This window comes from Falsiroseomonas sp. HW251 (genome assembly GCF_050563545.1).
GTDB lineage: Bacteria > Pseudomonadota > Alphaproteobacteria > Acetobacterales > Acetobacteraceae > Falsiroseomonas.
In genome coordinates, this window is record NZ_JBNXUM010000009.1 from 176741 (window position 1) to 199771 (window position 23031).

Annotated in this window: 20 protein-coding genes; 4 read left to right on the forward strand and 16 right to left on the reverse strand. The window is 70.4% G+C overall.

Translation table 11 applies throughout. From position 1 onward, the window contains the following. Window positions 1-46: 46 nt before the first annotated feature. Genes ACLF3M_RS13220 through ACLF3M_RS13230 form a run of 3 tightly spaced genes read right to left on the reverse strand, consistent with a single transcriptional unit; the run spans window position 47 to window position 4288 of the window. Entirely contained in the window at window positions 47-1960 is a 1914-nt protein-coding gene (locus ACLF3M_RS13220; protein ID WP_430657452.1) for a hypothetical protein, read from the reverse strand. 2 nt (window positions 1961-1962) lie between these two features. Next, window positions 1963-2907 carry a mitochondrial fission ELM1 family protein gene (locus ACLF3M_RS13225; protein ID WP_430657400.1) on the reverse strand — a complete coding sequence of 315 codons (945 nt, stop codon included), beginning with the start codon at window positions 2905-2907 and terminating at the stop codon, window positions 1963-1965. 58 nt (window positions 2908-2965) lie between these two features. Further along, a complete protein-coding gene (locus tag ACLF3M_RS13230) occupies window positions 2966-4288 on the reverse strand; it encodes a malonyl-CoA decarboxylase domain-containing protein (protein WP_430657401.1) in 1323 nt (440 codons plus the stop codon). 94 nt (window positions 4289-4382) lie between these two features. Here ACLF3M_RS13230 and ACLF3M_RS13235 point away from each other — a divergent pair, with 94 nt between their 5' ends. Then, the gene (locus ACLF3M_RS13235; protein ID WP_430657402.1) at window positions 4383-5699 is read left to right on the forward strand and encodes an MFS transporter; all 1317 of its coding nucleotides are present in this window, start codon (window positions 4383-4385) and stop codon (window positions 5697-5699) included. Window positions 5700-5732: 33 nt separating this feature from the next. Here the strand turns inward: ACLF3M_RS13235 and ACLF3M_RS13240 are convergent, their stop codons facing one another. The 6 genes from ACLF3M_RS13240 to ACLF3M_RS13265 all read right to left on the reverse strand — a co-directional run bounded on the left by ACLF3M_RS13240 (window position 5733) and on the right by ACLF3M_RS13265 (window position 12824). After that, on the reverse strand, window positions 5733-6644 hold the full coding sequence (locus tag ACLF3M_RS13240) for an amino acid ABC transporter substrate-binding protein (protein ID WP_430657403.1): 912 nt from the start codon (window positions 6642-6644) through the stop codon (window positions 5733-5735). Continuing rightward, window positions 6641-7960, reverse strand: coding sequence for a dicarboxylate/amino acid:cation symporter (locus tag ACLF3M_RS13245; protein WP_430657404.1), 1320 nt, complete (start codon window positions 7958-7960; stop codon window positions 6641-6643). The genes ACLF3M_RS13240 and ACLF3M_RS13245 overlap by 4 nt, the downstream gene beginning before the upstream one ends. Before the next feature lie 192 nt (window positions 7961-8152). Beyond that, on the reverse strand, window positions 8153-9364 hold the full coding sequence (locus ACLF3M_RS13250; protein ID WP_430657405.1) for an MFS transporter: 1212 nt from the start codon (window positions 9362-9364) through the stop codon (window positions 8153-8155). 320 nt (window positions 9365-9684) lie between these two features. After that, window positions 9685-10737 (reverse strand): ribonucleotide-diphosphate reductase subunit beta, encoded by a 1053-nt coding sequence (locus ACLF3M_RS13255; RefSeq protein ID WP_430657406.1) that lies wholly within the window; start codon window positions 10735-10737, stop codon window positions 9685-9687. 39 nt (window positions 10738-10776) lie between these two features. Then, the gene (locus ACLF3M_RS13260; protein WP_430657407.1) at window positions 10777-10977 is read right to left on the reverse strand and encodes a hypothetical protein; all 201 of its coding nucleotides are present in this window, start codon (window positions 10975-10977) and stop codon (window positions 10777-10779) included. Further along, window positions 10968-12824, reverse strand: coding sequence for a ribonucleoside-diphosphate reductase subunit alpha (locus ACLF3M_RS13265; RefSeq protein WP_430657408.1), 1857 nt, complete (start codon window positions 12822-12824; stop codon window positions 10968-10970). Before ACLF3M_RS13265 ends, ACLF3M_RS13260 begins: the two co-directional genes overlap by 10 nt. 351 nt (window positions 12825-13175) lie before the next feature. Between ACLF3M_RS13265 and ACLF3M_RS13270 the strand changes: the two genes are divergently transcribed. From ACLF3M_RS13270 to ACLF3M_RS13280, 3 genes are all read left to right on the forward strand, one after another. After that, window positions 13176-14156, forward strand: a complete 981-nt coding sequence (locus ACLF3M_RS13270) for a Bug family tripartite tricarboxylate transporter substrate binding protein (protein ID WP_430657409.1) — start codon at window positions 13176-13178, stop codon at window positions 14154-14156. Between the two features lie 111 nt (window positions 14157-14267). Further along, entirely contained in the window at window positions 14268-14633 is a 366-nt protein-coding gene (locus ACLF3M_RS13275) for a hypothetical protein (RefSeq protein WP_430657410.1), read from the forward strand. Between the two features lie 62 nt (window positions 14634-14695). Further along, the gene (locus ACLF3M_RS13280) at window positions 14696-15673 is read left to right on the forward strand and encodes a Bug family tripartite tricarboxylate transporter substrate binding protein (protein ID WP_430657411.1); all 978 of its coding nucleotides are present in this window, start codon (window positions 14696-14698) and stop codon (window positions 15671-15673) included. A gap of 109 nt (window positions 15674-15782) precedes the next feature. Here ACLF3M_RS13280 and ACLF3M_RS13285 read toward each other — a convergent pair whose 3' ends face one another. The 7 genes from ACLF3M_RS13285 to ACLF3M_RS13315 are packed head-to-tail and all read right to left on the reverse strand — an operon-like array spanning window position 15783 to window position 23013. After that, on the reverse strand, window positions 15783-17255 hold the full coding sequence (locus ACLF3M_RS13285) for a mannitol dehydrogenase family protein (protein WP_430657412.1): 1473 nt from the start codon (window positions 17253-17255) through the stop codon (window positions 15783-15785). Continuing rightward, window positions 17242-18405: a mannonate dehydratase gene (uxuA, locus tag ACLF3M_RS13290; RefSeq protein ID WP_430657413.1), complete on the reverse strand. Its 1164-nt coding sequence runs from the start codon at window positions 18403-18405 to the stop codon at window positions 17242-17244. The genes ACLF3M_RS13285 and uxuA overlap by 14 nt, the downstream gene beginning before the upstream one ends. Window positions 18406-18418: 13 nt before the next feature. Next, window positions 18419-19459: an L-idonate 5-dehydrogenase gene (locus ACLF3M_RS13295; protein WP_430657414.1), complete on the reverse strand. Its 1041-nt coding sequence runs from the start codon at window positions 19457-19459 to the stop codon at window positions 18419-18421. Window positions 19460-19471: 12 nt separating this feature from the next. Beyond that, entirely contained in the window at window positions 19472-20749 is a 1278-nt protein-coding gene (locus ACLF3M_RS13300; protein ID WP_430657415.1) for a TRAP transporter large permease, read from the reverse strand. Further along, window positions 20749-21219: a TRAP transporter small permease gene (locus ACLF3M_RS13305; RefSeq protein ID WP_430657416.1), complete on the reverse strand. Its 471-nt coding sequence runs from the start codon at window positions 21217-21219 to the stop codon at window positions 20749-20751. The genes ACLF3M_RS13300 and ACLF3M_RS13305 overlap by 1 nt, the downstream gene beginning before the upstream one ends. 52 nt (window positions 21220-21271) lie before the next feature. Beyond that, a complete protein-coding gene (locus tag ACLF3M_RS13310) occupies window positions 21272-22252 on the reverse strand; it encodes a TRAP transporter substrate-binding protein (protein WP_430657417.1) in 981 nt (326 codons plus the stop codon). Further along, window positions 22249-23013 (reverse strand): GntR family transcriptional regulator, encoded by a 765-nt coding sequence (locus ACLF3M_RS13315; protein ID WP_430657418.1) that lies wholly within the window; start codon window positions 23011-23013, stop codon window positions 22249-22251. The genes ACLF3M_RS13310 and ACLF3M_RS13315 overlap by 4 nt, the downstream gene beginning before the upstream one ends. Window positions 23014-23031: the final 18 nt, after the last annotated feature.

Genomic DNA, 23031 nt, shown 5'->3' on the forward strand with positions numbered 1-23031 from the left:
GACCCCCACCCGGCCGCTGCGCGGGCGGGTGGGGGCATTCGCCCCCTCAGAACCCGAACATGTGGTCGAGCGAGAAGGCCCCGCCTTCTCCCATCAGCCCCTGATACCCGAACAGCCGGCACGTCGTGTCGCGCACCAGGACATACCCCGTCTCCCCGGCCTTGCGCAGCGAGGCCGCGTCGAACAGCAGGTGCGGCTGCACCAGCTTCGACCCGCAGGCCGCGATCGCGATCCACGTCTCCGCGATCACCTGCCCCGCGCCGTCATGCAGCAGCAGGCTCGTTGACGATCGCTGCACCGCCGCCGCCTCTGGCCGCGAGCTCGGGTGGATCAGCACGCAGAAGCTGGTGCGCCCCGCCCGCGGCAGGCCGAGGAAGAGCCGCGTGGACAGACCCGGTGCCGGCCCGGCATAGCTTTGCGGCTCCGACTTGTAGGTGACGATGGTGTTGTAGATGTGCGAGCCGAAGCTCGACTCCGCGACATGGCCGCTGCCCACGTCCTCGTAGCGGAACAGCCCGTGCAGCCAGCCATCCGCGCCGCCGCCGTCGCGGAAGTCGTAGACGAGCTCGGCATGTCCCGCTTCCGGCACCACGCCTTCCTCCGCCAGCATCTCCGCGACGTCCAGCGCGAGCGCGTGGTCGCGCGGCAGGCAGCCCAGGAAGCGGCGCGCGAGTGGCCGCCCGTCCTCCGCAAAGACCTCGAGCGCCAAGGGCAGGTCGCGCTGGCCCGTGGACATCGGCGTCGGCAGCACGATGGAGCGGAAGCGGCCGGGATCGAGCACCGGGAAGGGTAGCAGGAAGCCGCGTCCCATGAGCTCCGCGATGCCGGGAATACCGGGATCGGGCTCGAGGTCGCTGCGCTCGACATTGACATGCGCGATGCGCCGGCGCGGGCCGTGCAGCACCTCGTAGCGCGGGCGGATCAGGTGGCGGCCGGCATGCAGCTCCAGCTGGTCGGGCCAGGCATGGGCAGGCAGTGCCTTGCCGATGTCCACGGCGCGCACGCCGAAGGCGGGGATCGCCTCGACCGGCACGACGCTGTCCTCCCGGCCCATGCGGCCGAGGCCGATGGCGCCGGCGGGAATGGGCTGGGGATGCGGGTTCTCCAGCCAGACCAGCACCTGCTCGCCCGGCTTCGGCGCGGGCAGGCCGGCATAGCGGTCGGCGGGCCAGGGATTGGCGTCATGCGTGCCCGACAGCGTCGGCCCGCCGTCGGACGCGTAGGTGTCGAGCACGTATTTCATCACGTCATGCCCGGCGCAGCCGATGGCGTGGAGGTAGAGATGGCCTTCGAATTCCGGCAGGCCGAAGCGCGCGCGGATCTCCCGGCTGTCGAGGGCGATGCCGCCGGGGCCGTCGGGCAGCGTCTCCTCCCAGGTGAGGATGGGCCTGCCGTCCATGTCGTAGAGCCGCAGCCAGAGCCGCATGGCCTTCGCGCCATAGCCCGCCCAGTAGTTCGCGCTGACCAGCCGCGTGGACACGCCGCCGGCGTCGCGGAACAGCGCGAAGTTCGCGACGTAGTTCAGGGGATCGAGCACGCGCTTCACGTTGCTGCGCATGGCTTCGGGCAGCGCGGCTTCGTCGAGCGTCGCGACCAGCGCGGTTGGCGGCATCCAGGGCTTTGCCAACGCCGTCAGGCGCCCGGCATCGAAGGCCGCGACCAGCACCGCGCCGGCCTTGGACGCCTTCAGCTCCGTCACGGGCTTCGCGACGTGCCCAAGGCGTGTCGTGCCGACCGCGCGGACGTCCTGGACATAGACGCCCTCGACGGTCATCGCATCGAGCTTGTGGAGCTGCGCCAGCGCCGTCGCGGTATCGGCGGGATCGTAGATCGCGACGGGGCCGCGTTCCGCGAGCTTCGCGAAGAGCGCCTGCATGGCTTCGGCAGCCAGCGGATGCACCAGCGCCTTGTAGAGCACGTTGCCGCCGCGCACGGCGTCGAAGGTCGCGATGTCGAGCATCTTCACAAACCCAACCTGCGCTTCACCTCGGCCGCCGCCGCCGGCGTGTCGTCCAGCGGCGTCACGGGCCAGGTCTCAAGGCGCCCGTCGAAGCGGCGCACGCGGCCGTCGCGGACCAGCATGTCGATGAATTCGCCGATGCGGCGCGATTTCCCCGGCAGGTCCAGGATGAAGACCGGCACGGAAGACGCCACCGCTTCCGACATCATGGAGACGCTGTCGCAGGTCACGACGATCGCGTCCGCGCAGGCCAGCAGCCCGAAATAGGGGTTCTCGCCCTGCATGTCCCAGATTTCGGCGCCGAGCGGCACCAGCCTGTCGGCCAGCGCGCGCTTCGCGTCCTCGCCGGTGCGGCGCGACGGCGTGACATAGAGCCCGACCTTGTCGCGCTCCATCATTCCCGCGAGCCTCTCCGCCACATCCGCGCCGACTTCGCCGTCCAGCCGGAAGCGGCCATTGGTGCCGCCGACCAGCACCGCGACCAACGGCCGCGGCAGATGCGCGAAGCGCGGCATCCATTCCGCCCGCGCGGCCGCCAGGCGTTCCGGCGTCGCGCGGTGCAGCGCGTTGCGCGTGACGATCACGTTCGGCCCGGTGATGCCGTCATGCACCGCCGCGACCACGGCGTCGAAGGCGGCGGGATCCATCTTGGGGTGCTGCACATGCACCGCCTTGACGCCGCGCCTCCGCAGCGCGGCGCAGACCGGGGCCGAGACATTGCCGCAGCTGATCGCCACGCCAGGCCAGGGCGGCGCGAGCGGCCCCTGCTCCGTCGTCACCCCCATCAGCGGCACCGGCCACAGCCGCCCCGGCAGCCAGTCCCAGGGCAGCCTGGCGCGCAGCCTGCGGGGCTCCGGCGTCAGCCCGAGCGCCTCCGCAAGGCCGACGGCCTGGGATTCCATGCCGGCATGGCCCTCGGTGAGGACCCAGGCGTTGGGGGCGGGCAAGGCGGGCTCGGGCTCCGTGGATGGCGCGCGGGGATGTGCCACGGGAGGCCCGGGATGCCTAGGGCTGCGCCCCGCCGCGACGCCGGGGCCGGGCGAGCAGCGCCTCCACCGCCGCCGACCGCGCCACCGCCCCCGTCCGCACGAAGGCCTCGTGGTTCGCCTCGATCGCCGCGGCGTCGTAGAGGTAGCTCACCATGATCCCGAAGCTCTCCCGCATGCCGCGCGGCGAGAGGTTGGCAAGGAAGTGGATCGCCTCCAGCCGCGCCCCATTGCCGAGGTGGAAGCGCGCCACCGGGTCGATCCGCCCCTCCGTCGCCGGCCGCGTGAGATAGGCAGCGGCGAGCCGCAGCAGCACCGGCCGCAGCGCCTCGGCGCGCGCCGCGTCCTCCCACCAGGGATCGTCGGGTTCCGGCAGGCCGGGCGTGTCCTGGCCTTCGGCCCAGCGCCGCAGCCCCGGCACGGGCGAGAGCGTCGCGAAGCGCGTCAGCTGCGGCAGTTCCGCCTTCAGCTCCTCCACCACCTGCTTGATGAGGAGGTTCCCGAAGGAGATGCCGCGCAGCCCCTCCTGGCAGTTGGAGATGGAGTAGAAGATCGCGGTGTCGGCCCGCCGCGCACGCGCCGCCGCGGCGCCGTCGCCCTCCTCGTCGCGCGCCAGCAGCGGCGCGATGGCGGTGGCGAGCCCCTCGACCAGCGCGACCTCGACGAAGATCAGCGGCTCCTCCGGCAGGGCGGGGTGGAAGAAGCCGAAGCAGCGGCGGTCGGGGGCCAGGCGGCGGCGCAGGTCGTCCCAGCCATGGATCTCGTGCACGGCCTCATAGGCGATCAGCTTCTCCAGCACGATCGCCGGGGTGTGCCAGTCGATCCGGCGCAGCTCGAGGAAGCCGCGGTTGAACCAGGACGCCAGGAGGTGCCGCAGGTCGCCTTCCAGCAGGCCGAGCCGCGGCGCGTCCTTCATCCCGCCCAGCACCTCGCGCCGCATCGCGACCAGCGCCGCGGTCCCGCCCGGGGCCATGTTCATCCGGCGCAGCAATTCCTGCCGCCGCGGCTCCGCGGCCTCGGCGAGGCTCGCGGCGAGCTCGGGCGTCGGGGTCGCGAGCCAGGCCTCGGCCGCCCGGCGCAGCGCGTCGGCGTCGGCGTCGAAGCCCTCGGCGAGGAAGAGGTGGAAGCCCGCCCGGTCCGCGGGCGAGAGCTCGCCCACCACCCTCAGCAACTCCCGCGCGAGGGCCGCGCCGGAGGCCTCGCCGCGTTCCGACAGCAGCGCCTCGGCCAGGCGCCGCGCGCGCTCGGCCGGCGCCGCGGCAGCGGGGCGGCCGCGGTCGCCGATCCGCGACCAGAGGCGGTCGAGCCAGGAGGCGGCGTCGGTGTCCCTCGGGGCTGCCATGGCGCGGCCATACAGCGCGCCACACGGCGGGATGCAACCCCGCGCCCTGCATCCGGGTTCTCTGACCGCGAGACGCGTCGCCGGAGGACAGGGCATGGACATGCCAGCCAACGCCACGATGTCGGAAAGCGAGCACGCGACACAACTCCGCCGCGCGATCATCGCGAGCACGATCGGCACCACGATCGAGTGGTACGATTTCTTCCTCTACAGCATCGTCACGGGCCTGGTCTTCGCCAGGCTGTTCTTCCCGAATTCCGACCCGCTGACCGGCACGCTGGAAGCCTTCGGCGTCTATGCCGTGGGCTTCGTGGCGCGGCCCGTGGGTGCCGCGATCTTCGGCCATTGGGGCGACCGGCTCGGGCGGAAATCCGCGCTGATCGCGACGCTGGTCCTGATGGGGGTGGGCACCTTCCTGGTGGCCCTGGTGCCGACCTATGCGACCATCGGCATCTGGGGCGCGGTGCTGCTGACGATCCTGCGCTTCATCCAGGGGGTCGGCGTCGGCGGGGAATGGGGCGGCTCGGTGCTGCTCGCAATGGAATGGGCGCGCACCGACAAGCATCGCGGCTTCGTCGCGGCCTGGCCGCAATTCGGCGTGCCGGCGGGACTGTTCCTGGCGAACCTCGTCGTGCTGGCCTGCAGCGCCATCGCCGGCGACGCCTTCCTCACCTGGGGCTGGCGCGTGCCCTTCCTTATCAGCATCGTGCTGGTCGCGATCGGCCTCTGGATCCGCCTCGGCATCGAGGAGACGCCGACCTTCCGCCGCGTGGTGGCGGAGAACAAGGTCTCCAAGGCGCCAGCCATCGAGGTGATCCGCCGCCAGCCCAAGGAGATCATGCTGACCGCGCTGGCCCGCATGGGCGAGCAGGCGCCCTTCTACATCTTCACAGCCTTCATCTTCGCCTATGGCACGGGCACGCTGCATGTCTCGCGGGAGACGCTGCTTGCCGCGGTGCTCTGCGCCTCGCTGCTGTCCTTCTTCTTCATTCCCTACGCCGGGCATCTCTCCGACCGGTTCGGGCGCAAGCGCATCTACATGATCGGCGCGGCGGCGGTGACGGTCTACGGCTTCGTCTACTTCGCGCTGCTGAACAGCGGATCGATCCTGCTGATCTTCGCGGCGATCATGTTCTCGCTGGTGCCGCACAACATCATGTACGGTCCGCAGGCCGCGCTGATCGCCGAGAGCTTCACGGGAAGGCTACGCTATTCCGGCGCGTCGCTGGGCTACCAGCTGTCCTCCATCATCGCGGGCGGGCCGGCGCCGCTGATCGCGACCTGGCTCTATGGCCGCACCCATTCCGGCTATGCGGTCGCGGGCTTCATCGCCTTCTGCGGCCTGGTGAGCCTGGCCGCGACGTCCTTCCTGCGGGACTACACGAACCGGAGCATCAGCGAGGAATACTGAACGGCGGGACGCCCGCGGCACGCGCCAGCCATATCAATCCGGCGCGCCGAGCATCCGGAAGAACTCCGCGAGCTGCGGGCCGATCGGAACATCGAGCCGCTCCCCGCCCGGCAGGCGGCGCGTGAACCAGCGGTCGTAGAGCCCGCGCAGCTCGCCGCTCGCGGCGAGACGCCGGAAGGTCCGGTTGACGAGATCGGCGAAGGCCGGATCGTCGCGGCGGAACATCAGCCCGTAGGGCTCGTAGGACAGCAGCGGACCCGTCACCCGGAAGCGCTCCCCGCCCGGCTCCTTCGCGATCAGGCCATAGAGCAGCACGTCGTCGGTCGCGAAGGCATCGGCCTCGCCGGCCGCGAGCCGGGCGAAGCCCTGCTCGTGCTCCGGCACGCTGCGCAGCGTTATGGCCAGGCGCTGCCGGCGGATCAGCGCCTCGATCGCATCCGCGTTCGTCGTCCCCGCGGTCACCAGCACGGTGCGGCCGGCGAGGTCGGCGAGGCTGCGCACGCGGCTTTCGCGCGGCACCAGCAGCCGCGTACCTGCCACGAAGAAAACGGGCGAGAAGGCGACCTGGCGCTCGCGCTCCGCATTGCTGGTGGTCGATCCGCATTCGAGGTCGATGCGGCCGGCGAGCAGCTCGGGGATGCGCGTCTGCGGCGTGACCGGGCGCCACTCCACCGCGACGGCGCGGCCGAGCTGCTCGCGCACCTCCTCCACCACGGCGAGGCAGAGATCGACGCTGTAGCCCACGGGCTGGCGGCTGGCATCGAGCCAGGAGAAGGGCAGCGAACCCTCGCGGTAGCCGAGCGTGATGCGGCCGCCCTGCGCGACCTTGCCGAGCGTGCCGGTCAGCGCGCCGGCGGGCGGCGCGCCAGGCGCCTGCGCCACCGCCGGCCCGCCGAGACCGAGGGCGAGCGCGAGGCCGAGCGCCGCGGCGCGGATGCGCCTCATGCGGGCTGCCGCGCTGCGGCCGGCTCCTCGGCCTCCGCCTCGTCGAAGGTGCCGGGCGGCGGCTCCGGCAACACGGCGCTGCCGGGCTCCGCCGTGCGGTCGCCCTCCCACTTCCCGACCACCGCGGCGGCGAGCGAGTTGCCGATCACGTTCGTCGCCGAGCGCCCCATGTCGAGGAACTGGTCGATGCCGATGATCAGCAGCAGCCCGGCCTCGGGGATGTTGAAGGTCGAGAGGGTGGCCGCGATCACCACCAGCGAGGCGCGCGGCACGCCGGCCATGCCCTTGCTGGTCAGCATCAGCAGCAGCAGCATCGTCGCCTGCTGGCCCCAGCTCAGCTCGATGCCGTAGGCCTGCGCGATGAAGATCACCGCGAAGGTGCAGTACATCATCGAGCCGTCGAGGTTGAAGGAATAGCCGAGCGGCAGGACGAAGGAGATCACCTTCGGGCTGACCCCGAAGCGGGCGAGCTGCTCCATCAGGCGGGGATACGCGGCCTCGCTGCTGGCGGTGCTGAAGGCCAGGAGGAAGGGCTGGCGGACGAGCGAGACCAGCTCGATCACGCGGCGGCCGAAGAACAGGAACCCGACGCCGGTCAGGATGCACCAGAGGATCGCCAGCGCGAAGTAGAACTCCACGATGAACTTGCCGTAGGTCACCAGGATGCCGAGGCCCTGGGTGGTGACGATCGCTGCCATGGAGGCGAAGACGGCGATCGGCGCGAGCAGCATGACGTAGCCCGTCACCTTCAGGATGATGTGCGACAGCTCCTCGATCCATTGCACGACGTGCTGCGCCTTCCCCCCCATCGCCGCGGCCGCGACGCCGAAGAGCAGGGAGAAGACGACGATCTGCAGGATCTCGTTGCGCGCCATCGCGTCGAAGACCGAGGTCGGCACGAGATGCGCGACGAAGTCCTTGAGCGACAGCGAGGAGGAGCGGACGTTGGTCGCGGTGCCGGCCTGCGGCAGCGGCAGGTCGAGGCCGACGCCGGGCTGCATCAGGTTGACCAGGACGAGGCCGAGCAGCAGCGACACCAGCGAGGCCGTGACGAACCACAGCATCGCCTTGCCGCCGATCCTCCCGACTGCCCTGGTGTCGCCCATATGGGCCACGCCCACCACCAGGGTGGAGAAGACGAGCGGCGCGATGATCATCTTGATCAACCGCAGGAAGATGTCGGTGAAGAGCGAGATGTAGTCGGCGATAGCCCGCGCGGTGTTCGGGTCCGGCCAGACCTCGTGGCAGGCATAGCCGACGCCGATGCCGAGCAGCATGGCGATCAGGATGAAGGTGGTGAGGGATTGCCGGCGCATACGGGGACCTCGCCTTGGGTTGAAGGCGCCTGCGGCCGGTGCGCGCGCTGCCGACGGGCCCGGCCCCGAAGGCAACGCATGACTGCGGCGACGTTCCCACCGGCCTCAGCTTTCGGCAGCGTGGAAGCCTGTCCCGTTCCTGTCCAGAACTATTGGGGCCTGCTCGGGCTTCGTTGCGCCGCGAGCGCTGCGTCAGCCGCGCCCGAGCCTCGGCAGGAACGCGGTGGCGAGCCCGAGCGCGGGCAGGAAGCCGACGATGCGGTAGACCGTCTCGATGCTGGTGAGGTCGGCGAGCTCGCCCAGCGCTGCCGCGCCGAGCCCGCCGAGGCCGAATGAGAAGCCGAAGAAGATCCCCGCCACCAGCCCCACGCGGCCCGGCAGGAGCTCCTGCGCATAGACCAGGATCGCCGAGAAGGCGGAGGCCATGATGAAGCCGATCGCGACCGTGAAGGCCGCCGTCGCCACCAGCCCGACATGCGGCAGCGCCAGGCTGAAGGGCAGCGCGCCGAGGATCGAGAACCACATCACCGGCACGCGACCGACGCGGTCGCCGATCGCGCCGCCGGCCAGCGTGCCGACGACCACCGCGCCCATGTAGAGCACCAGCAGCAGCTGCGCGTCCTGCACGGAAAGCCCGAAGCGCGCGATGAGGTAGAAGGTGTAGTAGGAACCCAGCGCCGCGCTGTAGACGTTCTTGCTGAACAGCAGCGCCACCAGCACCGCGATGGCGATCGCGACCTTCGCGCGCGGCAGCGCGGCGCGCGGCACGCCATGGACCTTCGCAGCACCGCGCGGCGCCGGCCGCCGGGCCGCATACCAGCGCCCGACCTGGAACAGCACGAACATCCCGAGCAGCGCCGCGGCCGAGAACCACACGATGCTCCGCTGCCCCGCCGGCACCACGATGAAGGCCGCGAGCAGCGGGCCGGAGGCCGAGCCGACATTGCCGCCGACCTGGAAGAGCGACTGCGCGAGGCCATAACGGCCACCGGCGGCCATGCGCGCGACCCGCGACGCCTCGGGGTGGAAGACGGCGGAGCCGAGCCCGATCATCGCCGCGGCCAGCAGGATGAGGCCATAGCTCGCGGCCTGCGACATCAGCAGCAGGCCGAGCAGCGTCGAGCCCATGCCGACGGGCAGCGAGAAGGGCATCGGCCGCCGGTCCGTGACCATGCCGACGACGGGCTGGAACAGGGACGCCGTGCACTGGAAGGCCAGCGTGATCAGCCCGACCTGGCCGAAATCGAGCCCGTAGGACGCCTTCAGGATGGGATAGAGCGCCGGCACCAGCGACTGCATCATGTCATTGAGGAAGTGGCAGAAGCTGAGGGAGAGAATGACCGCGAAGGTCGTGCCCGAGGCGGCGGGCAGGGCGGCGGGCGACGCGACGCGTTCCGAACTCACGGCTGCAGCATTCCCCTACCCTCCGGGGCGAGTATGGGCGACAGGGGGCGGGGCCGTAAGGGGCGCGGGGGGATGGCGGGGTTGCGTAGGGTGGGAGGCGCGAAGGTGAGCTTCCCGGGGCGGGAGCCTCCCTACCCCGCTTTCCTCTTCCCCTCCCCCGCAAGTGGGGGAAGGTCAGGGTAAGGATGCTTCACTCAGTGCGCCCTCAATCTTCCGCATCCCCACCACTCCCCCGCTTGAGGGGGAGTGGGAGGCTCTTGAGCCGGAAGGGAAAACAAGGCGCGGCGGAGGCGAGCTCTGACCTGCGGGCGGTCTTCCCCTCAATGCCCCCGCAGCACCTCGCCCTCCGGCTGCGCGGTCGTGAAAGTGCTGTCCGCGAAGGCATCCTCCCACGACCCCGTCGTGGACGCCTTCGAATATTCCGTCGCGCGGTTTTCGAAGAAGTTGGTGTGCTCCACCGCGTTCAGCATCTCGTCGAGCCAGGGCAGCGGGTTCTTCTCGATCCGGTAGAGCGGCTCGAGGCCCAGCTGCTGCAGCCGGCGGTCGGCGATGAAGCGGATGTACTGCTTGGTCTGCGCGGCATCGAGGCCCTGCACGCCGCCGAGCTCGAAGGCCAGGTCGATGAAGGCGTCCTCGTGGTCCACGATGGTGGAGCAGATGAGGTAGAGGTCGCGCTTCAGCTCCTCCGTCCAGATCTCCGGGTTCTCCTGGATGAAGGTGCGGAAGAGCCGGATGATGGACAGGCAGTGCAGCGTCTCGTCGCGCACCGACCAGCTCACGATCTGGCCCATGCCCTTCATCTTGTTGAAGCGCGGGAAGTTCATGAGGATCGCGAAGGATGCAAACAGCTGCAGCCCCTCGGTGAAGGCGCCGAAGGCGGCGAGGGTCTTGGCGATCTCGGTCTTCGAGTCGACCGAGAAGTTCTGCATGTAGTCGTACTTGTCCTTCATCTCCTTGTACTTCAGGAAGGCCGTGTACTCGATCTCCGGCATCCCGATGGTATCAAGCAGGTGGGAATAGGCGGCGATGTGGATCGTCTCCGTCGAGGAGAAGGCCGACATCATCATCAGCACTTCGGTGGGTTTGAACACCTGGCTGTAATGCCGCATGTAGCAGTTGTTCACCTCGACATCCGCCTGGGTGAAGAAGCGGAAGATCTGGGTGAGCAGGTTCTTCTCGGACGCCGAGAGGTTCTTCTGCCAGTCCTTCACGTCGTCGGCGAGCGGCACCTCCTCCGGCAGCCAGTGAATGCGCTGCTGCTGCAGCCAAGCCTCATAGGCCCAGGGGTAGCGGAAGGGTTTGTAGACCGGGTTTGCGGTCAGCAGGTCGAAGCGGATCGGCAATTCGTCGCGCGAAGGCCCGTCGTCCGGCATGGATGCTCTCTTCGGGAAATCAGGTGTTGAGGGGGGAGGTCAGCGCCCGTCGGGCGTGCTCTCCGCGGGCTCGCGCAAGGCACGCGCGAGTTCGGCGGAGATGTCGTCGAGGTCGGCGATCAGCCGGCGCACCAGCTGCACGGGACCGCGTTCGTCCAGCACCAGGTCGAGCTGGCGCGAGACGCTGGCGCGGCGCGCGGCAAGCTCGGCGGCGTCCGTCGCCGCGTCGGTCACTGACACGCCAGGCACTCCTCGTAATTCGCGGCGTTCGCCGCGGGCTGCACCAGGTTCAGCGAGGGCTGCTGTTCGTCCGCGTGCTTCGTCATCACGTCGCCCTGGCCGACGACCTTCTCGCTGATGGCGTCGGCGCGCTGGATGGACAGGCTGCGGCAATAGTACAGCGACTTCACCCCCTTCTTCCACGCCATGACATGGATCTGGTGCAGGTCGCGCTTGTGCACGTTGGCCGGCAGGAAGAGGTTCACGGACTGCGACTGGCAGATGAAGGGCGCGCGGTCGGCCGCATGCTCCACCACCCAGCGCTGGTCGAGCTCGAAGGCGGTCTTGAAGGTCGCCTTCTCCTGCTCCGTCAGGAATTCCAGGTGCTGGACGCTGCCCTTGCGGACGGTGATCGCGGTCCAGACCTCGTCGGTGTCCTGCCCGTGCTGCGCCAGCACCTTCTTGAGGTACGGGTTGCGCACGATGTAGGAGCCCGAGAGCGTCTTGTGGTTGTAGACGTTCGCCGCGATCGGCTCGATGCCAGGGCTGGCGCCGCCGCAAATGATGCTGATGGACGCCGTCGGCGCGATCGCGATCTTGTTCGAGAAGCGCTCCATGAAGCCGTATTCCGCGGCATCCGGGCAGGGCCCGCGCTCCTCCGCCAGCATCCGCGACGCGCGGTCGGCGCCTTCGCGGATGTGCCGGAACATCTTCTTGTTCCAGACCTTCGCGACGACGCTCTCGAAGGGGACGTTCATCGCCTGCAGGAAGCTGTGGAAGCCCATCACGCCGAGGCCGACGGAGCGTTCGCGCATCGCGGAATAGCGGGCGCGGGCCATCGAATCCGGCGCGGTGTCAATGAAGTTCTGCAGCACGTTGTCGAGGAACCGCATCACGTCGGGGATGAAGTCGGGTTCCTTGTGCCACTCGAACCAGGTCTCGAGGTTGAGCGAGGACAGGCAGCACACCGCCGTCCTCTCCTGCCCGTGCTGGTCGATGCCGGTCGGCAGCGTGATCTCAGAGCAGAGGTTGGAGGTCTTCACCTCGAGCCCCGCCAACTTGTGGTGCTCCGGCCGGTTCCGGTTCACGTGATCGGAATAGATGATGTAGGGCTCGCCCGTCTCGATCCGCGCGGTGAGGATGCGGATCCAGATGGACCGCGCCGAAACCTTCTTCACCAGGCTGCCGTCCTTCGGCGAGACCAGCGCCCAATCCTCGTCGGCCTCGACGGCACGCATGAAGGCGTCGGGGATCAGGATGCCGTGGTGCAGGTTCAGCGCCTTGCGGTTGGGGTCGCCGCCGGTCGGGCGCCGCATCTCGAGGAATTCCTCGATCTCGGGGTGGTTGACCGGGATGTAGCAGGCCGCCGAGCCGCGCCGCAGCGAGCCCTGGCTGATCGCGAGCGTCAGGCTGTCCATCACCCGGATGAAGGGAATGACGCCGGAGGTCTTGCCGTTCTTGCCGACCTTCTCGCCGATGCCGCGCAGATTGCCCCAATAGGAGCCGATGCCGCCGCCCTTCGCCGCCAGCCAGACATTCTCGTTCCAGAGCCCGACGATGCCTTCCAGGCTGTCCGACGCCTCGTTCAGGAAGCAGGAGATCGGCAGCCCGCGCGTCGTGCCGCCATTGGACAGCACCGGCGTCGCCGGCATGAACCACAGCTTCGAGATGTAGTCGTAGATCCGCTGCGCATGCGCGGCGTCGTCGCCATAGGCCGAGGCCACGCGCGCGAACAGGTCCTGGTACGACTCGCCCGGCATCAGGTAACGATCGTCGAGCGTCGCCTTCCCGAAATCGGTCAGCAGCGCATCGCGCGACCGATCGATGCGGACTTGGCTGTGACCCTCAAGCTGAACTGCATCGAACACGACTTAACCCCCCAATCAGCCCCGGTGACCCGGGGCGACTCCCCCATCACGCGGAGCATGCGACGGCTGGGCCCACCGCAACAAGATGTAGTGTTGCCACACTCCGCCAAACACCACAGATGCCCAATTGGTTCCCCGTTGCATTTTGTCGAGGAGCGCATCTAGCACGCGATTGTTCCCGTTTCGTTCAGTGATGCAAGCCAAAACCACGCCTCAATCCTTGGACCACGGAGACGCGCCGACGCGCTACCGGGATCGCGTTACGATCCCCGATGTCCTCGTGATCCACAGGGCTTGCGGCGCGGGCGGGCCTCGGCAACATCGCGACGCGACACCCGGGGGACCGACGCCATGACCATCACCACCATCGGCCGCCGCGGGCTGCTCGCGGCCGGCGCCGGGCTGCTCGCCAGGCCGGCGCTCGCGCAAGGCTGGCCGACCCGGCCACTCCGTATCGTGGTGCCCTTCGGCGGCGGCGGCGGGACCGACGTCACCACCCGCATCCTGGCGCCGCGGCTGCAGGACATCCTCGGCCAGCCCGTCGTGATCGAGAACCGCGCCGGCGCCGGCGGCGTGGTCGGCACGGACTACGTCGCGAAGCTGCCGCCGAGCGGCGAGGTGCTGGTGCTGACCACCCTTTCGCCGATCGGCCTGGCGCCGGGGCTGTCGGCGCCGATGCCCTTCGATCCCGTGCGCGACCTCACGCCCATCGCGCCGACGGTCTTCGTGCCGATCTGCATGGGCGTCACGACGCGCGGCGTGAATGCCCGCAACGCGACGGAATTCGCCGCTGCCATGCGCGCCCGGCCCGGCTTCTTCCAGTTCGGTTCCTCGGGTGTCGGCTCCTCCGGCCACATCGCGGCCGCGACCTATGCCATCAAGGTGGGCGCCGAGGCCGTGCACGTCCCCTATCGCGGCGGCGGCCAGGTCTTCGCGGCACTCCAGGCCGGGGAGATCCACTACTGCATGGACATCCCCTCCCTGCTGAAGCCGTTCCACGACGCCGGGACGGCGCGGATTCTCTTCACCGCGACGGATGAGCGCTCCTCCATCATCCCCGACATCCCGACGGCGAGGGAGGCCGGGGTGCCGGACTACAAGGCCTATTCCTGGTACGGCTTCTTCGGCCCCGCCGGCCTGCCGCGCCCGATCGTGGACCGCATGGCCGCCGCGGTGGAGCAGGTGCTCTCCGACCCCACCATCGCCCGCCGCTTCGAGGAGATGGGGACGCCCGCCATGCGCGGCTGGACCCCGGACCGCTTCGCCGCCTTCGTGCGGGACGAGAACGCGACCTGGGTCCCGCTGGTCCGCAGCCTGAACATCCGCGAATAGGCCTGCCGGCAGGGCGCGCAGGAAACAGTCGAAACAAAGAAGCGCGCCGCGCGAAGTCCGGGCGAAACGCGACCGGCGCAGGATGGGCTCACCGACACAAGGAGCTCACCGATGCCCATCGCCATCACCCGCCGCTTGGCCGCCGCCGCGCTCGCCCTGCCGATCGCCGCCCAGGCCCAGACCCAGCCGGGCGCCCCCATCCGCCTCTTCCGCGTCGTCACCACGCGCGGCGAGGTCACGATGGGCTTCACCCCGGCCGAACTCGCCGCCATGGGCCCAGGCAGCGAGGTCGAGCGCCTGGCCCGCGCGCTGGCCGCCAATGGCCAGATCACGGGCTGGCGCTACGCCGTCACCCGCGTTGCCGACGGCTCCACCCAGTTCGCGACGCGCGAGAGGGTCGCGGTGATGCGGCAGGAAGGCGTGATGATCGAGCCCTACGCCGCCGCGCTCCCCGTCGCCCCGCCGCCTGCGGGCTGACGCAGCCCGGCCTCTCCGCAAGTCAGCGGTTTCGTGTCTTCATGGCGGTCGGAGGTTCCGCCATGCCCGCTTTACGCCGTCGCGCCGCCCTTGCCCTCGCGGCTTCGCCGCTCGCCCTGCCGGCCCATGCCCAGACCTGGCCGACGCGCCCGATCCGGATCGTGGTCGCCTTCGGCACGGGGGGCGGCACCGACATCACGACGCGGCTGATCGCGCCGAAGCTGTCGGAGATCCTCGGCCAGCCCGTCGTCATCGAGAACCGCGTCGGCGCCGGCGGCACCGTGGGTGCCGACTACGTCGCGAAGTCGCCGCCGAACGGCGAGGTCTTCCTGCTCGCCACCGTCTCCAACATGGCGCTCGCCATCCCGCTCTACGGTTCGCGCCTGCCCTATGATCCCGTGAAGGACCTGGTCGGCGTCGCGCCGACCGTCTTCATCCCGATCGGCATGATCGCCTCGTCGAAGCTCGGCGTGACCAACGCGCAGGAGTTCATCGCGCTGCTGCGCGCCAATCCCGGCCGATACAGCTACGGCAGCGCCGGCGCGGGCACCTCGGGCCACATCGCCTCCTCCTCCTTCCTCAGCCGCATCGGCGCGACGGCGGAGCACGTGACCTACCGCAACCCCGGCCAGACCTTCCTGGCGGTGAACCAGGGCGAGATCGCCTTCACCTCCGACATCCCGGCCCTGCTCGCGCCCTTCCACCGCGCGGGCACCGCCCGGATGATGTTCGTCGCGACGGACGATCGCAGCCCGGCCGTGCCGGACGTGCCGACCGCGCGCGAGGTGGGCCTGGGCGACTACAAGGCCTATTCCTGGTACGGGATCTATGCGCCGGCGGGCACGCCATCGCCGATCGTCACCCGCATGGCGCAGGCGATCGACCAGGCGCTGAGCGATCCCGCCATCAACGCCCGCTTCGACGAGATGGGCACGCCCGCGATGCGCGGCTGGACGCCGCAGCGCTTCCACGACTTCCTGCTCAGCGAGATCGACCTCTGGGTCCCGCTGGTCCGCGCCAGCGGCGCCCGCGCGGATTGAAAACCCTCTCCCGCGAGCGGGGGAGGGTGCCGAGCGCAGCGAGGCGGGTCGGGGTGAGCGCAACCGGCCAAGCACCTCGACGCCTGCGCACGTCGAACGCGCCGGCGCCTCACCCCGTCGTCAAACGCTCCACCGCGCGTCGCGCGCCGACCCGCAGGATTGCCGCATAGGCCTCCGTCACCGCCGCGCCGAAGCGTACGTCTCGCGACAGGTCCGCGCCGAACACCGCCTCCACACCCAGCACCGCCGCGACGCGCCCCGCGGGATCCTCGCCCGCCGCGTCCAGCTTCGCCTTCAGCACGCTGGCCAGCGGATCGCGCACATCGATCGCCGCACCGGCCTCGTCCACGCCGCCGACGTAGCGCACCCACGCCGCCACCGCGAGCGCGAGATGCGGGATCGCGGCCCCCTGCCCCAGCCTGTCGCGCACCGGCCCGAGCAGCCGCTGCGGCACCTTCTGCGACCCGTCCATCGCGATCTGCCACGTCCGGTGCTGCAGCGCACGGTTGCGGAAGCGCGCGAGCAGGCCGGCGGCATAGTCCCGCAGATCCACACCCGGCGGCGCCGGCACCGTCGGCGCGACCTCCGCCCAGAAGCCGCGGAGGTACGCCGCCAGCACGGGATCGTTCGACGCCTCGGCCACCGTCTCATGCCCCGCGAGATAACCGAGATAGGCCAGCGCGGAATGCGCGCCGTTCAGCATGCGGAGCTTCATCAGCTCGAAGGGCGCGACATCCGAGGCAAAGGTCGCGCCGCCGAGCGCCCAGTCAGGGCGGCCCGACGGGAAGCGGTCCTCGATCACCCACTGGCTGAACCGCTCGCCCACGACCGGCCAGGCATCGTCCATGCCCAGGGCGGCGGCGATGCGCGCGCGGTCCTCCTCCGTCGTCGCGGGGACGATGCGGTCCACCATGGTGCAGGGGAAGGCGACCTCGTTCGCGATCCAGTCGGACAGCCCGCGGTCGCGCAGCGCCGCCATCCCCGTCACCACGCCGCGCACCGTCGCGCCGTTATGCGGGAGGTTGTCGCAGCATAGCACGGTGAAGGGTGCCAGGCCGGCCGCGCGCCGCCGCGCCAGCGCTTCCACGAGAAAGCCGGGCGCGGAACGCGGTGCCGCCGGCGTCGCGAGGTCGTGGCGGATGTCGGGATGCGTCTCATCCAGCGTGCCGGTCGCGGGGTCGTGGCAATAGCCCTTCTCCGTCACGGTCAGTGACGCGACGCGGATGCGCGGATCGGCCATGGCGTCGAGCAGCGCGGCCGGATCCTCCGGCGCGACATGCAGGCCGCGCAGGGCACCGATCACGCGGAGAGATTCATCGTCGCTCTCGCGCGCCGCGACGGCGTAGAGCCCGTCCTGCGGCGCGAGCGCATCGCGCGTGTCGGGGCTGCGCAGGCTCGCCGCGACGATGCCCCAGTCCCGCGCGCCGTCGTTCAGCACGGCTTCCGTCATCACGGCCTGGTGCGCGCGATGGAAGGCGCCGAGGCCGAGATGCAGGATCCCCGGCGTCACCGCCGCCCGGTCGTAGCGCGGCCGCGCGACGCCGCCCGGCAGCGCCGAAAGCGTCGCGTCAGACAGGCGCACGATGGCGCAGCCCCGCGATGACGCCGCGCAGTTCCGCCAGGCCCCGCAGCCGCCCGACTAGCGTATAGCCCGGATGCGTCTTCCGCCCGGCGTCGGACAGCAGGACATGGCCGTGGTCCGGCCGGAACGGGATCTCCTCGCCCCTCCGCTTCTCCTCGTCCAGGAAGGCCGCGATCACCGCCGGCATGTCCACGTCGCCGCCGAGATGATCGGCCTCATGGAAGGACCCGTCCGGTTCCTTCGTCACGTTGCGCAGGTGCAGGAAGGCGACATGCGGCGCGAACTCCCGCGCCATTGCCGGCAGGTCGTTCGCCACGCCGGCGCCGAGAGACCCCGTGCAGAAGGTGATCCCGTTCGACCGCGAGGGCACCATCGCGACGAGGTCCGCCAGGTCCTGCCGGTTCGACACGATGCGCGGCAGGCCGAGGATCGGCCGCGGCGGATCGTCGGGATGCATGCACATCGCGATCCCGGCTTCCTCGGCCGCCGGCACGACCTCGCGCAGGAAGCGCGCGAGGTTCGCCTTCAGCGCCGCCGCGTCGATGCCGGCATAGCTCTCCAGCATCTGCCGCAAGCCCGGCACGTCATAGCGGTCGAAGGCGCCTGGCAGCCCCGCCATGATCGAGGACAGCAGCGTGTCGCGATCCGTCTCCGTCGATTGCGCGAACCACTCCCGCGCCGCCGCCAGCACGTCGGGGCGGTGGTCGGCCTCGGCGCCGAGCCGCTGCAGCATCAGCACGTCGAAGGCGGCCTGGCGCACCGCGTCGAAGCGCAGCGCCAGCGCGCCGGTCTTCATCCGGTACGCGAGATCCGTGCGCGTCCAGTCCAGCACCGGCATGAAGTTGTAGCAGACCGTCGAGATGCCGCAGCGCCCGAGGTTGCGGAGCGACTCCCGGTAGTTCGCGAAGATGCGCGGCAGGTCGCCGGTGCCGCGCTTCACGTCCTCATGCACTGGCAGGCTTTCCACCACCGACCAGCGCAGGCCCGCCGCCTCGATCATGGCCTGGCGGGCGCGGATCGCGTCCTCGGGCCAGGCCTCGCCATAGGGGATCTCGTGCAGGGCGGTGACGATGCCCGTGGCACCGGTCTGGCGGATCTCCTCCAGACGGATGTCGTCGAGCGGGCCGAACCAGCGCCAGGTCTCTTCCATCTCGCGAGCCCCTTCAGAAGGAAAGCTGGACCTTCATCGCCGCGCGCCGGTCCGACGCCAGGTCGAAGGCGGCGACGGCATCGGCCATCGGCCGCGTCGCGGTGATCAAAGGGCGGACATCGATGGCGCGCGTCGCGATCAGCCCGGCCGCAACCTCGAATTCCGGGTGGAAGCGGAAGGTGCCGACCAGGCGGAGCTCCTTCGCGACGACGGTGTTCATCGGCACGTCGAAGGCGCCGCCCACGCCGACCTGCACGATGGTGCCGCGCGGGCGGACGCCGGCGATGGCCTGGGCCAGCGCGCGCGGGTTGCCGCTGCATTCGAAGGCGATGTCGAACCGGCCCTTGTCCTTCTCCTCCGCCGCCAGCGCGTCCCTGTCCGTCGCGACGTTGACCGCCGCCGCCGCGCCGATCCGCCGCGCGAGCGCCAGCGGCTCCTCCACGAGGTCGGTGACGGTGATCTCCCCCGCCCCGGCGTGGCGCAGCGCGAGCAGCACGACGCCGCCGATCGGCCCGAAGCCCGTCACCAGCACCCGCCTGCCCCTGACGTCGCCGGCCTGGCCCACGGCGTGCAGCGCGACCGAGAGCGGCTCGCTCATCGCGGCCTCGCCGATCGAGACGAGGTCGCCCACCCCGACGCACTGACGCGCCTGCGCGACCAGGTGCCGGCGGAAACCGCCCTGGACATGCGGGAAGCGCATCGCGCTGCCGTAGAAGCGCATCTCGAGGCAATGCTGCGGCTCGCCCCGCGCGCAGTACTCGCACTCGCCGCAGGGGTTGGACGGATTCACCGCGACGCGGTCGCCGGGCTTCAGCGCCGTCACGCCGTCGCCGAGCGCGGCGATCGTCCCCGCGACCTCATGGCCAAGGATCATGGGCTGGCGCACCCGCACCGCGCCGAAGCCGCCATCGAGGTAGTAGTGCAGGTCGGACCCGCAGATCCCGCCCGCGCCGATCTCGACCAGCACCTCGCCCGGCCCGGGCTCGCCCACCTCCACGCTCTCCACGCGCAGGTCGCGCTGGGCATGCAGCACGCAGGCTTCGGTCGTGGCCATGGCGTTACTCCCTCAACGGTAGAAGATAGTGGGCAGCGTCAGCGACAATGCCGGGATGAAGCTCACCAGCGCCAGCACGATGAAGTTGCAGACCAGGAAGGGCCAGATGGCACGGCTGATCTCGGCCAGCGACACCTTGGCGATGTTGGCGCAGATGAAGAGGCAGACGCCCACCGGCGGCGTGGTCAGCCCGATCATCAGGTTCAGGATCACGAAGGTCGCGAAATGCACGGGATCGATCCCGACGCCCGACGCGACCGCCAGCAGCGGCGGCGTCAGGATGATCAGCGCGGCGATCGTCTCCATGAACATGCCGACGACGATGAGCAGCAGGTTGATCAGGATGATGATGGCGAAGGGATTTCGCGTCGCGCCCAGCAGCCATTCCGCGATGGCCTGCGGCACGCGCTCCGCCGTCAGGATCCAGCCGAAGACGTTGGCGAAGCCGACCAGCAGCATGATCGCCGCGCCGGCGATCGCGCTTTCCGCGATCAGGCGGGGAATGTCGCGCCAGGCCAGCCCCTTGTAGACGAAGAGGCCCACGACCGCGGCATAGAGCACCGCGATCACCGCGGCCTCGGTCGGCGTGAAGTAGCCGGACACGATGCCGAACAGGATCAGGAAGGTCATGCCCAGCGCCCAGATCGCGCCGCGGAAGGCCTGCCAGAGTTCGCCCCAGCCCTTCCAGCTCTCCCGCGGGAAGTTCCGCCGGATCGACAGGATGTAGACCGTGATCATCATCCCGACGCCGAGCATCACGCCCGGGACGGCGCCCGCCAGGAACATCTGCCCGACCGAGATCCCGGTCAGCGACCCCACGATGATCATCGGCACGGAAGGCGGGATGATCGGCCCGACGGTGGACGCCGCCGCCGTCAGCGCCGCGGCGAAGGACACGGGGTAGCCCGCGCGCTGCATCCCCGGGATCAGCACCGCGCCGAGCGAGGCCGCATCCGCCGCCGCCGTGCCCGAGATGCCCGCGAAGACCATGGACCCCGCGACATTGGTCTGCGCAAGACCGCCGCGGACATGGCCGACCACCGCGTTGGCGAAGCGGATGATGCGGTCGGTGATCCCGCCGCCATTCATCAGGTTGCCCGCCAGGATGAAGGCCGGGATGGACAGCAGCACGAAGCTGTCCATGCCGGAGAACATCTTCTGCGGAATGATCGCGAGCGGCAGGCCCGCGGCCAGCAGGTAGACCGCCGAGGACAGCCCCAGCACCACCGCGACGGGAAAGCCCGCGAGCAGCGTGACGACGAAGACGACGGCCAGCAGGGTGAGGAGCATCAGCGGACCCCCGCCAGGATTCGAAGCAGCCGCTCGACGCAGGCGAGCCCGAGGGTGACGGGCGCGAGCAGCATCGAGGCATGCACCCAGAACATGTTCCACCCCAGCGCCGGGCTGTCCTGCAGGCTGCCGATGTCGGTGAAGTCCCAGGACGGCTCGATCAGCGCGGCGCAGAAGACGAGCATCGCGACCATCACGACCGCCTCCAGCCCGCGCCTGGCACGTTCCGGCAGGGCGGAGGTCACGACATCCACGTTGACGAGGTCGCCGGTGCGCAGCGACAGCCCCGCGCCGACGGCCGCGCTGAACAGCAGCGCGAAGCGCGACAGCTCCTCCGTCCAGACCGGCGGGCGCGGCAGCGTCAGGCGGGAGACCACCTGCACCACCACGGCCGCGAGCAGGACGCAGAACACCGCGCTGAGCAATACGCGCAGCACCACATGGATGCCGTCCAGGAGTCGCAGGACCATCGTCGCACTCCGTCTCGGGCCGCGCCTCGCTCGCGCGGCCCGGTTCAGCCCGTCAGGCCCGGGTCGCCAGCATCTGCTCGAGCAGCGGCTTCGCCTCGGCCCGCACGCCGGCGATGGAGGCCGGCCGCGCCTTCGCCGCAAAGGCCTGCTGGTCGGACGGCACGAAGGTCATGCCCTTGGCCTTCAGCTCGGCCTCCAGGTTGCGCTCATCCTCGGTGAAGAGCCCCCGCTCATAGGCCTGGGTGCGGCGCATGGCTTCCGTCAGCGCCTCGCGGTCCGCGGCGGACATCGCCTGCCAGCGGCGCTCGCTGATCGCGACGTAGATCCAGCTCCAGACATGCTCGGTGACGTTCACGAAGCGCTGGACCTCGTTGAAGTTGGCGCTGCGGATCAGCGCGAGCGGGTTCTCCTGCCCGTCGATCGTGCCGTTCTGGAGCGAGGTGAAGACCTCGCCGAAGGCCATCGGCGTCGGCCGCGCCCCCAGCGCCTGCCAGACCGAGACGAAGAGCGGCACGTTCGGCACGCGCAGGCGCAGCCCGTTCAGCTCGTCCGGAGTGCGGATGGCGCGGTTGGCCGTGAGGTTGCGCGGGCCCCGCGCGAAATAGCCGAGCGGGCGGACGCGCGCGCGCGTCACGATCTCGGCCGCGATCTGCTGGCCGATCGGCCCGCCCGCGACGGCGTCCATCTGCTGGATCGAGGTCACGGCGTAGGGCACCGCCAGCAGGGACGCCAGCGGCGCCCAGTTCTGCAGCGTCTCGCCGGTGATGGTCATGTCGGCGGTGCCGAGCTGCATGCCGTTGATCAGGTCCATCTCGCGGCCCAGCGTGTCGTTCGGGAAGACCTGCACCTCGATCCGGCCGTTCGACAGCGCGGCGGCTTCCTCGGCGAGCTTGAGGCAGGCGCGGTGCCAGACATTCTGCTCGTTCGCGAGGTGGCCGAGCTTCAGCGTCACGCGCCCCTGCCCCCAAGCGGTCTTCACGGTCGGCGCGGCGAGTGCGGCCGCGAGCAGCAGGGTGCGACGGTTGGTGGTCATGACGCTTCCTCCTTGCGTTGGGGCGACCGGCCGTTCCGGGCCGGCTCGAAGTAGTCGGGATGCGCGCGGGCGATGCGCGGCAGGCTGGCGAGGATCTCGCGGAGATGCGCGCGCATCGCGGCCTCCGCCTGGTCGGGCTGGCCCCTGACGACGGCGCGGGCGATGGCGCGGTGCTGGCGGATCAGCTCGGGCAGCGGCGTCGCGCCTTCGAAGGACAGGAAGCGCACGCGGTCCATCTGCGCCTTGATCGGCTCCAGCGCGGTCCAGGCGAAGGCGCGGCCGATGCCTTCGGCCAGCGCGCGGTGGAAGGCCTCGTCGAGGACGAGGAAGCCCGGCGCGTCGCCGGCTTCCGCGCAGCGTTCCTGCCCCGCGATCAGCTCGGCGAGCCGCGCGTCGAGCCCCGGCGCGCGCGCCTCGGCCGCGGCGCGGGCGACCGCGGCCTCCACGGCCTCGCGCACGAAGCGCGCGTCGTGCACGGCATCCACGGAGATGCGCTGCACCACCGTGCCGCGCTGCGGGCGGATGGAGAGCAGCCCGGCCTCGGCGAGCTTGATGAAGGCTTCGCGCACGGGCTGTCGGCTGACGCCGAGCTGGCGGGCGATCTCGGCTTCGGACAGGGCGCGGCCCGGCAGCAGCTCGCAACGCACGATCGCCTCGCGCAGGCGCTGCAGGACCTGGGGCGCGACCGGGCCTTCGGCGTCGGCCAGCACGGGCAGCGCGGGCGCGCGGGCGGGCTCGGCCGGTCGCTCCAGGCTGTCCACGCGCCTTCCTTCCCCGCC